This is a genomic window from Pseudoalteromonas shioyasakiensis (genome assembly GCF_022398475.1).
Classification (GTDB): Bacteria; Pseudomonadota; Gammaproteobacteria; order Enterobacterales; family Alteromonadaceae; genus Pseudoalteromonas.
In genome coordinates this window covers 1-11,510 of record NZ_JAKEVM010000138.1, presented here as the reverse complement: position 1 = coordinate 11,510, position 11,510 = coordinate 1, and the positions used below count along the sequence as shown (strand labels likewise).

Sequence of the window (11,510 nt, the reverse complement as noted above, 5' to 3'; positions counted from 1 at the left end):
GATAATAAATAAGATTGATCAAATGAATATTAGGCACGTCGACCTCAACCTATTAGTGTATTTAAATGTCCTCATTGACGAACAAAGTGTGTCTAAAGCCGCCAATAAACTAGCTTTGACTCAACCTGCAATGAGTAATGCCCTTAAACGTTTACGTGATTTATTTGATGATCCATTATTAGTGAGAGCCGCTGGCACAATGACACCAACGGCAAAAGCGCTCAGCCTTAAACCTGAAATAGAATCACTGTTAAAAATGGCTGAGGAAATTACTCAGCCAAGTGAGGTATTCGACCCGAACACCGCGAATATTACGTTTCGGATCATGGCAAACGACTATCTTGAATCAACGCTTATTGCGCCGTTTATCACCCAGCAGCTAGCAAAAAATCCGGGGCTTAATTTTGATATTTTGAGCCCAAGCGATGTTAACCTTCAAGATATGGAAAAAGGCACCATCGACCTTGCCATTAATCGCTTTAACGGCCTGCCCCGCTCATTCCACCAGGCAAGTGTGTGGCGCGACAATTACTGCTGCTTAACACACCCAGACAACTCTTACTTACAACAGCAAAACCTTGAAGGCTACCTTGCTCAAGAACACATTTGGGTGAATAGGGCTGGTTGGGGCGTAGAAGCGGCAGTAACAAATAAATCAGGCAGCCAAAAACTCGGCTGGGTCGATGAGGCATTGTGGCAACTAGAACAAACCCGCAATATTCGCGTATTCACCCGCCATTACATGGTGGCGAGCCTACTTTGCCAATCACCTCAACTCATAGCAACATTGCCCCGTCGCCAAGCCATGTTATTAGCAAAACACACTGATTTGGTAATAAGTCCAGTGCCATTTCAAATCGTGCCTATTGAAGTAAAAATGTTATGGAGCCCTTTACTACATCACGCAAACCCGCATCAGTGGCTGCGTAGAGAGCTACTTGCCTTTGCCAGTACCGTGGCTGATCGTTGAAAACAGTATAATATTGATAAAATCAATATCAGTTATTGAAAACAACAATTTCATTAATAATGAGTGAAGGGCTAGAGTGAAGTTAAGCACATAAACAAAGAGAAAATGATTATGGAAACTTCAGCGCAATTCACTCAACAGGACGGCCTTTACATCAATGGTCAATTACACTCATTCATCGAGCAGCAGCTTTGTAAAAAAAGCGATTTAGCCTGCGATGAGATTTACCAAACACTGGCAACAATGGTTGATGAGTTTGGTTGCCAATGCCGTAAAACCAAACATCAAGATGATGATGTTCTACAAGCAGAGACACTGTTAAAAGCGTATAGCACAGTACGTACTCACCCGCATTGTCATGTTGATGCACAAACAACAACTGCAGTGTTAGATGAATACTGCTGCCAAGTACCAGCTATTTTAGTGGTTGCGTTAATGGATACATTAACAGGCATGACAAGCAACGAACCTGGTGCAGAGCACATTTACCAACGTGCAGCACAGTTAACAGGTAAACCATGTGTCTACGCAGTTAAAAGCGCCAATGCCGCTTAATATGGTTCATTATTTGAGTTACTTATTCGCGCGATGATGCTTGTTGCAAAATCACTGCAACTAAGCATCGTCGCATCGGCTACTAGGTTAGCCAAATCAAACGTCATTTCATTTGCGCTAAGCGTCTGCTCTAGGGCTTTTTCTATTTTATTCGCCGCTTCGTGCCAGCCCATAAAACGTAGCATCATAACCGCACTTAAAATACTGCTTGTTGGATTTGCACTGTCTTCCCCGGCTATGCGATTAAATGTGCCATGAGTCGGTTCAAAAAAGGCCACTTCATTATTTAAGTTTGCCGCAGGCATAATACCTACCCCACCGACTTGTGCGGTTAGCATATCAGCTAAGTAATCGCCGTTTTGATTGGTTGTTACCACCACATCAAATTGCTCTGGGGTGAGCAGCGCTTGTTGTAGCATGTTATCGGCAATGACTTCTTTGATAATTAAATCATCTTGCTCGTCACGTTTGATCACTAACCAACGACCATTTTCATGCGCTACAGCGTTAAACTCTTGCTCTGCTAGGGCAAATGCCCAGCGTTTAAAGGCGCCATCGGTAAATTTAAGTACATTGCCTTTGTGCACCACAGTCAGTGATTCACTGTGCTCTTTGAGGGCAAAGTTTAGGGCGTAACGCATTAGTCGCTCTGCCGCCTCTTTCGAGCTATTTTTAATACCAATACCGCATTGGTTATCAAAACGAAGTCGGGTGACACCCATTTCTTGGCACAGAAAATCAAGCATACGCTCGTTATCGATACTGCCAGCCTGCCACTCAATGCCTGAGTAAACATCTTCAGAGCTGTCGCGTATTACTGTGATTTGAGTTTTTTCAGGCTCTTTTAAGGGGGATGGTAAATGCGGATAACTGCGAATAGGCCGCATGTTAACGAATAAATCCATCTCATGACGAAGGGCCACATTTAAAGAGCGAAAACCACCGCCGAGGGGGGTTGTTAATGGCCCTTTTATGGCAATTTTATACTGCCTAACCGCATGCAGGGTTTCTTGCGGGAACCAGTCGCCATCGTATAGCGCAGCTGCTTTTTCGCCATTGAACACTTCCATCCAATGTATTTGTTTATCGCCTTGATAAGCATGTTTCACCGCAGCGTCGACAATATCACGCATCACCGGACTTATATCTTGACCCACACCATCGCCTTCAATATAAGCTATAACCGGGTTATCAGGAATATGCCATTGGCCCTTACTATTAATCGTAATTTGCGCGCCATTCGAGGGTACTGAAATATGTTGATACTGCATCATGCCTTCCCAGCAAGGTGTTTTAACAATATTAATATCAAGAAATAGCGAATTTGTCTGTGCTTACAAAGAAATAGCCGCTATTCAAGCAATCAATGCGTTACCTTGGTTATTTCGTCTTGCATAGCACAAAATAAGGAAGCAATAAGCTGCGTATCGAGCGTGACGGTATCTTTTTTAAGCGCAGTATCTACTGCCACGGCTTTAACATAGAGCATTTCACATTCGAACATGTTCGCAGCGCCTTTGAGCATATGAACATTTCTGCTTAAGCCATCTATATCCATATTTTTGTATTGCTCGCGCATTTCTCTATATTGTTCTTCAAGACCTTTTATGTAGTCATCTTTCAGCGCCTGAAATTCTTTTTCAGGTAATTTGATATCGGCTAACTCATCGCAATCTAAGTAACTGGCAATTTTATGGCTAAACGCGTTTCTATCAATTGGTTTAGCGATTAAATCATTAAAGCCTTGCTTCATATAACGGGCAATTTCATGCTTCATGGTATTCGCTGTCAGTGCAATGATTGGCGCACTCACTCCCGTTGCTTGCATCATTTTTAATGCTTCTTGACCGTCCATAATCGGCATTTGAATATCGAGTAAAATAAGGTCAAAGCTGTCTTCGAGGGTTGCTTGCACTGCGTCTTTACCATTTTCAACGGTGGTCACTGTCAGCCCCATACGCTCTAATATTCGCGCAATTAAACGTCGGTTGTCTGGGTGGTCTTCGGCAAGTAATACTCTGCCCTTTAAGTTCTCTGGTGCATCAAGCTTACTAAACGGTGAGGTTTCAACGAGCTTCACTTCGCTCATATCATTGAGCCAACGTGTGTTATCTGTGGTATACACCGACATGGTGAAAATAAACTCACTGCCAGAGCCAACATTACTTTTAACGCTGATATCCCCATCCAATTTCTGCGCAAGGCTCTTTGAAATATTAAGGCCAAGACCCGTGCCACCATATTGCCTAGAAATACTTGAATCCGCTTGATAAAAGGCACTAAACAGGGCTTGTTGCTCTTTGTCTGTCATGCCAATACCGGTGTCTTTTACGCTTATCGACAACTTATCGTTATGACAGCTCACCGTTAAAGTTATACGCCCGACTTGAGTGAACTTAAGGGCGTTGGTTGTTAGGTTTAATAAAATTTGCCTTAAACGACTCGGATCGGTAATTAGGTAGTCTGGCAACGGGAACTGATAATCAACACTGAACTTTAAGCCCTTATCACGGATTTGCTTGCCAATAAGTGACTCAATATTGGCAATCGTGGCAAACAAGTCTGTTTCGACTAAATCTATTTCTAGCTTGTTGGCTTCAATCTTCGACATATCGAGAATATCGTTTATTAATCCAAGAACATGGCGGCTATTTTGCAATATAACGCCAATCCCATGGTTGCGCTCATGAGGCTTAATGTCCCCGAGCATAATGCCATCTGCATAGCCAATAATTGATGTCATTGGGGTACGAATTTCATGACTGATATTCGCTAAAAAGCGGCTTTTAGCTTCATTCGCATCGCGAAGCTCAGAGGCAAGTTCTTCAAGCTCCAAAGTTCTTAGATGTACTTTTTCTTCTAAATTTTTGTTGAGCTCTACGTTGTCATCGTGAAGCAGCCTAAACTTATCGGCCACAGCAAACGCCAGCAACATGGCGTCCATGGCTGTGCCTATCAAACCCAATAAATATAAATTAATGGAGGTAGCTGGCAGCAAGCCTAAATTAGTTAAATTACCGACCATATTCGGTAGCATCATGGCAATGTAAGCCAGCACAAAATAGCGTGCTGGCTTAAAGCCAATGAGCATACAGCGAATACCTATGTATAAGCCTAAACATAAAGCAACACCCGTTACTAACGTTGACCAATAAAAACCAAAGCTTGGCCATAAAATACAAAACGGAATACCCAGAGTAGCGATTACACCCACCGTCAGGGATAATTGCGCCAGTTTGGGAAATGTCTCTTTAAGTTTGAGTAAGTTGTTGTAAAAAAGAATATTGGTTAAGGGTGTGAGGGCAAAGCCGAGCCAATGAAGATGAGGATTATAGTAACCAAACAGCTGATCAGAAATATGGAAAAAATGGCTCCAAGCAAACACCCAGGATGCAGTAAATAGCGCGTAGTAAAGGTGTGTGACATCACGAGAAACCAAGTAAATTAATAAATTATATAAACCAAGTGCAATGCCCACCCCAAAGCACAGCATCATGATCATATTTTCAATGGTTATGTTTTGAAAATAATCTTGATAAGGCGTTAATACCAGCTTTGCGGGAGTATAAAAGTAGTCACTCTCAAAATAAGTGATAAGCATATAGTGCTTACCTTTTTCAAGAGATAAGCGATTACCATAGTGAAAAGCAAATTGATTCGGCTCGACCCCACCGGTTACAAAGTGCTGTATCGGGGCAGTTGGATCAGTTATATCGTAAATGCGGCTTTCTATTTTCGAAACCAAGGTGTTATACGGATAGAGAACTAAATCTTCGATATTACTTTGATTTTCAATTTCAACAATTAACCAATAGCTACCGCCGACAGAACTTATTCGAGATTGCGGTTTTTTGCTGGCTCGCCAAGCATCAATCGCAGCCACCGATTGCGGAAACATATTATCGTTTGCCGTAAACACTTCACCGACATCATGAAGATTTTGCTCAGCTACAGCGTCGGTATAGACAAACGTATCTTGTGCATTAGCCGAAACACTTAATAAAACCACAAACAGCAGAGTGCTAAAATACAGCTTTAACCGCATTCACAAAACCCCTGTACCATCGTGGAGTTGGCAACGACTAGAACTGCAGTGAAACATCAAAGCCATAGCGACGCCCTTCCCCTTTAAAGTCTTCAAGCATGCCTAGGAACGAACTTAAATCGAACTTTAACTGACTGTATTCAGTATCAAATAAATTTTTGCCCCATAAAGTAAATGACCAATTATCAACATCATATTTTAGATGCGCATTAACAATGCTAAAGCCGTCTTGGCGGGCATAAGGGTTCATGTTCTGATCAAAATAAAACTCAGACTGATAATCGTAAATAATGTTGGCCGATAACGGATATGACGCCAAGCTGGTATCATATTTTAATCCCGCTGATACATTCCATTTAGAAGTAAATGGTAGTTGGTTATCGGTAATACTATTGCCAAGTGGGTCAACATATTCTTCAAACTCAGCATGAGGGATATAGCCAACTGAAAGTAGCATGGCTAATTGCTTAGCTGCTTGGTAATTGATTTCAGTTTCAAGGCCATAAATAGTTGAATCAGCAACATTTTCAAGTAATTGCACTGGGGGCATTTGCGGTGTTTCTGAGGCTTGATTCATAAACACTTGTTGGTCGTTATAGTCATAGTAAAACGCCGCCCAATTCATTCTAAGTTGCTTGCCAGGCCAGAACGACTTTAAGCCAACTTCATGGGCATTTAAGCGCTCTTTGCCATAGTTTGCCAAGATTGCTTGTTCTTCAGATGACAAAAAGCCACCATTGTAGCCGCCACTTTTGCTACCATTTGCAAAACGATAATAAAGATTGCTTGTATCTGAATAGCGATAATTAACGGCAAATTGGCCAGTAAAGCCATTGTCTGATTGCTCATCGGTAACACGATAAAATGGTACAAGCACTCCGTCTAAGTCATTCACATCAACCACCGCATTTAACATGGCGATTGAGTCATATTCAAGTGACTCATAGTCATATCTAAGACCGGCTGTGATCATCCATTTATCTGCGACAGGCACTTCAATTTGGCTAAATACAGCCAAATTTTGCATCATGATTTCGTTATCGTAAATAAAGGTCGCGGTTAAGTTTGTCGGTAAAATACCCCGGAAATCACGCAAAATATCATTTAGATTATCTTGCTCAATCGTCTCATCGGCAAAATAAACACCACTGGTGAGTGTGTAATCAGCAAATTCGTTTAATAACCTGAATTCTTGGCTAAATAGTTGAGTATCTAACCCTAATACTCCTTCGCACAAACGAGCTGGCGAGCCATCGCAGTTAAAGGCATGGCTTCTCTCTAAATTGTTAAAGCTCGAAAGTGAGGTAAATGTACTTTGCTCGTTAAAATGCCAATTCACTTCGGCGATAAAACCGTAGCCATCAGATTTATGAGGTGAGTCGTTATTGACGCTCACAGCAAAGAAGTCATCACTGCCATCATTAAAACCAAAGTTATCAAAACAGCGTGTTGAGCCCGCATCTGCTGGTGAACACAGCTCACCCGTTAAAGGGTTCGCGACAATACCAATACTACCAACTGGCTGGGCAATACCATCCCAATCTTCAATATGCGCTTGCAGGTAAAGATCAACGTCATCCCACTCAGACAAAAAAGACACACGGGCATTTTTTTGCTCCATGCCTGCTGTTGGCGAGTCTGCGTAGATATTATTTGTTGAGTATTCGTAGTCTTGATAGTTAACCGCAATTCGCAATGCACTAGAATCTGATAGTTGTTGGTTCCACATACCATCAACGCTGGTGGCGTTGTTATTGGCAACACCTAATGTCAACGCGCCATAGCTATCAAACTCAGGGCGATTTGAGCGTATAAGTATTGCACCACCGGTAGAATTACGACCAAACAAGGTACCCTGCGGGCCGCGTAAAATATCGAGCTGTTCAATATCGTACAAGTTAACAATTTGATTATTAGCAGACCCCACCGCAACGCCGTCAAGATACATGGCAACAGGTGAAGTATTCGCCGTATTATAATCAAGTAACCCCACCCCACGGATGCTGACAGCGGGAGGCGTCCCTTCTGCGGCGTTTTGGGTAATTTTAACGTTTGGCGCAAACAAACCAATTTCAGTTGAATCTTTAAAATGCTGAGCTTTTAAAATTTCGCCATTCACTTGGCTTACCGCCACACTCACGTCTTCAATTGCTTGAGGACGCTTTTGTGCATAAACGCTAATAACTTCCATGTCTTTTTCAGTCTCAGCTCCTTGTGCAACAGCGCTTGCCATTACACATGCCGCCAAGCTTGAGCTCGACAACATCATAAGATTTGGATCTTTAAGAAAAGGACGCTTCATTGGCTTTTAGACCTTAAAAGAGGGAAACTTGTTAAATTGTTGTAATTTAGTGGTAAGTATAGACCAAACAATAGATTAAAGTCGCATATAAATCATGTAATTTCATGACTTATACGCATACTTTTTTACAGCTTTATTCACACTAACCTTTTTCGAATGCATGCTCTCCGCTGATTTCGCTTGGCCAACCACATATTGCCCGCGCTGTTTGCATACCGGCCATCACAGCAGCCTCAACACAGCCTGCATTAACCCCGGTTTTTATCCAGTCGCCAGTGATGCGCAAATTAACAAACTGACTGCCATCTGTAGCCAGGCGGTATTTACTCGAATCAACCACAGATAAGACATAGCGCTCACTGGGATCGATATTGACGCGCCAATATTGCTGCTCAAGAACAGGTAAAATGCTATGCGGATCACTGTAAAATACCTGCCAATCAAACTTGTTATCAATATAGGCTTCAGGCCAAAGTGCCCGCATATCTGCGCTAAACAAATTATGCATATTCAATTTTACTTCGGCTTTCATTTGCTCAGGGAATTGATGTGCACTGGCAGGTGGGTAGTTTTCGCAGCTAAACGCACTGCAAAAATAGGCAACATTAACTGGTGAGTTGTCACTTGGCCAATCTTCTTTATCGAGCAAGTTGCCCATTGCAGCCCAGGTATCAAACGGCTCGACAAAGCCACTTAAAATAGGCCCTTCGTGAGCAGCATTAGTTTGCGTAAAGCCAAGTTGTGGGTCGGTTTTATTCAACCATACTTGGCAAGCCTGAGTCGCCACACTTTGAACTTTTGTTGCTTGTTGAGAAAGCGCGTAATCTACAGCTAAAAGTTCAGAGGCAACGTGTTCAAGAGAGGCAACCGATACACCTAAAATCAGTGTATCAAAATCAATACCATGGCGAAGCGTCACTGTTGGCAAGGGGGTGCTAAAGTGTTCTTGATACACCTCGGGCCAATTGCTCCAAAATGACTCTAAATTAATTTGATATTCTTGCAATAAGTGCGCTTGTTCAGGGCTGATTTGCTCATACAGTGGCTCACTTGGCCAGCATGGCAGCTGTTTTACATCAATGAGCGGGTCATAATCTTGGCCAACTAAACTCACCTGTTGGCAAAGCTCAATTTCACTCACCAGCGGCTCACCTTGGGCAGTTTGCCCAGCAGATAAGTTAGTTAACTGATGGAAAAACTTAAACTTAACACCGCGCTGCTTTAAAAGTTCATAAATTGGTCCGAAAATAACATCGCCCATGCCTGCTTGCATTTTCCACATCACGCCGCCTTTATAGCAAAGACCTATACGTAGCATAGCAAGGGCGGCAACGCCTGCTTCAACATTGGGTTTACTAAAGTCACCTTTAGGGTAAGCGAACACCAAATCATAAAAGCCGCGCACTGGCGCTGAATCGACGCTGTAAGTTTTATTCGCACCATTTTTTTCGAGCCACTGACGAAAATCGTAGCAATTAATGACACCAAAACCGTCGCGATATACTTTGTCTTTAATCAGTCCTGTGAGCATTGCAATCGCAAGATCGGCACAAATATAAAGTCTGCACAGCTCTGGGTTGTCATCTAGTAGATCAATAACTTGGTCTTTAAACCAACGTTTTAACTTTCTGACGATGTACCAAATCACCAGCCGATCGGCCTGCTTATCTGTATGGGTAGCCTGCTTTTCGGTGAACTGCAGCAAGTGAGTTATCAATGTTCGTGGGTTCGAGGCAATTTCAGTTGCACCTGCTTCAATATCATCAATAAACTGCTTTGCGCTATTTAAATGGGTATCAATGTCTGCTTTGATTTCTTGATACATGTGTTTGAGTAACGATTGATCCCGTGATTTTTTAGTCACTAAAATGGTTTTAGCATCTTGCTGCTGACAAACATGCTCAATGCCTTCGGTCCACTTTTTTAGCCATGCTAATGTCATGGTAACAAAGTCCCACACTGTTATATCTAGGCTTCCATCAGCGGGGTTGCCTTCAACGGTAGGAAAATCTATCGGCCAAGTTTGCCATTCATTATCAATAAACTCTTGTAAGGCAATAAAACTGTGTGGTTTAAATGCCTGCTGCCAAGTAGCTAATGAACAACTTGCAGGTCGATTGAGTGAGTTATACACCCCTTCTAAGGTGCGAAAGCTATTCACATAGGCGCCAAACCAAACATGTAAACCATGCTCTTCGATGCGCTGTCCAAAATGGACGTTTCGGCCACTCGCCCCTTTACCGCCAAGGCGCCAACCCTGTTGATAAACGGTAATTTCGCGCTGGCTTTGCCAATTAGCTTGCTCGGTTAAATACACTGCCGCAGTCATCGCTGCAACACCGCCACCAACAATGGTGATTTTTTCTTTTTCCATGGTTACCCCTGTGCTGGTAACAGTTGTGTTGCGCCAAGCTGGTCAAAATCCATATTGACGTAAAAAGGTAAATGAACTGCTTGTTTGCCAAGTGCGATGCCAAACATGTCATTCAAAGGAAAGCTCGCAAGAGCTTTTACATCCAAACTAAAATCATTGTGTAAAAGTTTTAATTGGTGAATTTTTTTGATTAACGATGGTGAGTGAACCACGCTTTGATAAACGGCTTTATCTCCTTGGCCATCGGGAAATTGTTTAAACAAAATCTGATCCATCTGCGGATGAATAAACCCGTCTAACAGTTGTTTAAGAAGCGATAAATCAATGCCTTTAATTTGCGCATCAAACAAATCGGTAACGTGTTTAGAAAAATGCGATAAGTTATCGAGTAGGTTTTCCTTGGTACTTGCCTGTGTTTGCTCAATGGTTAATAGCTCATGCATTGCTAATTTAGAGTCTGGGTTAAACACATCAAAACATTCTAAAGAAATACTAAAGGCGCCCGCATCACTCACAGTCGCAGGCATTTGATATTCACAGAGGTATTTATTGTAGCCCCAGGCTTCTCGGCCATTAATCAAAGCATAAATGTTATTGACGCTAATAAATGCCGGATACCAATATAAATGGCTAATATCACCATCTTGCATTTTTGCTACCGGCAGCCAAATAATAATATCGGTTTCTTGCATCCAGCCATGCTCTGAAAACGGTGGCGTTAATGAAGAAATTTTTTCGATATCAGTGAAGGTAAGTAAACAAGTACTCCCTAACACATTAAACGAGGTTGATTCGGTTGCTAGTAGATTTAAAGTTGCATCAACATAGTACTGCATTTTTTGCTCGCAGCCAGACACAAAAAAACCATACATTTGCGCGTTGATCATTCGACAAGGTGGTTTAGCAACCGGGTTAGATAAGAAGTGGCTGTAATTTGTTTGGTCCGTCATAGTCATTACTTATATTGTTGTTTAGTAATGACTATAGACCAGTTTTTTAATCGTTGGGGACAAGTTCTGAGTTACAACACTCTTTTAATAGCTGTTCGGTAAATTGCTGATAACCGAGCTGATTAAAATTCTCAGATAGCGGGTTCATAAACCCATGACCATAGTCGGCTATTTCACAGCTCACCTTGGCTTTACTTTTTAATGAAGCAATCACTGGCTTAATATCAAAATGCTCTTCACTGTGAGGAAAAATAAATCGACAAGGAACGTTAGCCTCAAGCTCTAGGTGATGTCTAACTTGTGATGGATAAAAC

The 11,510-nt window shown here is 42.1% G+C and carries 7 protein-coding genes and 1 pseudogene; 2 read left to right on the top strand and 6 right to left on the bottom strand.

Annotated features, from left to right (window positions below; translation table 11 throughout):
* The first annotated feature begins 22 nt into the window (after positions 1–22).
* Both L1D51_RS17875 and L1D51_RS17870 read left to right on the top strand, forming a co-directional pair.
* Positions 23–970, top strand: a complete 948-nt coding sequence (locus L1D51_RS17875; protein WP_239964413.1) for a LysR family transcriptional regulator — start codon at positions 23–25, stop codon at positions 968–970.
* Between the two features lie 111 nt (positions 971–1,081).
* Entirely contained in the window at positions 1,082–1,525 is a 444-nt protein-coding gene (locus L1D51_RS17870; RefSeq protein WP_054561244.1) for a hypothetical protein, read from the top strand.
* Here L1D51_RS17870 and icd read toward each other — a convergent pair.
* From icd to L1D51_RS17840, 6 genes and pseudogenes are all read right to left on the bottom strand, one after another.
* Positions 1,522–2,796 carry an NADP-dependent isocitrate dehydrogenase gene (gene icd, locus L1D51_RS17865; RefSeq protein ID WP_054561243.1) on the bottom strand — a complete coding sequence of 425 codons (1,275 nt, stop codon included), beginning with the start codon at positions 2,794–2,796 and terminating at the stop codon, positions 1,522–1,524. The two genes, L1D51_RS17870 and icd, sit on opposite strands and share 4 nt — an antisense overlap.
* 92 nt (positions 2,797–2,888) lie before the next feature.
* On the bottom strand, positions 2,889–5,570 hold the full coding sequence (locus L1D51_RS17860) for a 7TM diverse intracellular signaling domain-containing protein (protein ID WP_239964412.1): 2,682 nt from the start codon (positions 5,568–5,570) through the stop codon (positions 2,889–2,891).
* 37 nt (positions 5,571–5,607) lie between these two features.
* Entirely contained in the window at positions 5,608–7,872 is a 2,265-nt protein-coding gene (locus L1D51_RS17855) for a TonB-dependent receptor (protein ID WP_239964411.1), read from the bottom strand.
* 142 nt (positions 7,873–8,014) lie between these two features.
* Positions 8,015–10,246, bottom strand: coding sequence for an NAD(P)-binding protein (locus L1D51_RS17850; RefSeq protein WP_239964410.1), 2,232 nt, complete (start codon positions 10,244–10,246; stop codon positions 8,015–8,017).
* A gap of 2 nt (positions 10,247–10,248) precedes the next feature.
* Positions 10,249–11,196 (bottom strand): acetoacetate decarboxylase, encoded by a 948-nt coding sequence (locus tag L1D51_RS17845; protein ID WP_152968920.1) that lies wholly within the window; start codon positions 11,194–11,196, stop codon positions 10,249–10,251.
* Between the two features lie 46 nt (positions 11,197–11,242).
* Positions 11,243–11,510: pseudogene (locus L1D51_RS17840) on the bottom strand (hypothetical protein); the annotation flags it as partial.

Bases quoted from the DNA above. Each gene is read 5' to 3' on its own strand.
- L1D51_RS17845 (WP_152968920.1), bottom strand. From the start codon at position 11,196: ATGACGGACCAAACAAATTACAGCCACTTCTTATCTAACCCGGTTGCT.
- L1D51_RS17850 (WP_239964410.1), bottom strand. From the start codon at position 10,246: ATGGAAAAAGAAAAAATCACCATTGTTGGTGGCGGTGTTGCAGCGATG.
- L1D51_RS17870 (WP_054561244.1), top strand. From the start codon at position 1,082: ATGGAAACTTCAGCGCAATTCACTCAACAGGACGGCCTTTACATCAAT.
- L1D51_RS17855 (WP_239964411.1), bottom strand. From the start codon at position 7,872: ATGAAGCGTCCTTTTCTTAAAGATCCAAATCTTATGATGTTGTCGAGC.
- L1D51_RS17875 (WP_239964413.1), top strand. From the start codon at position 23: ATGAATATTAGGCACGTCGACCTCAACCTATTAGTGTATTTAAATGTC.
- icd (WP_054561243.1), bottom strand. From the start codon at position 2,796: ATGCAGTATCAACATATTTCAGTACCCTCGAATGGCGCGCAAATTACG.
- L1D51_RS17860 (WP_239964412.1), bottom strand. From the start codon at position 5,570: ATGCGGTTAAAGCTGTATTTTAGCACTCTGCTGTTTGTGGTTTTATTA.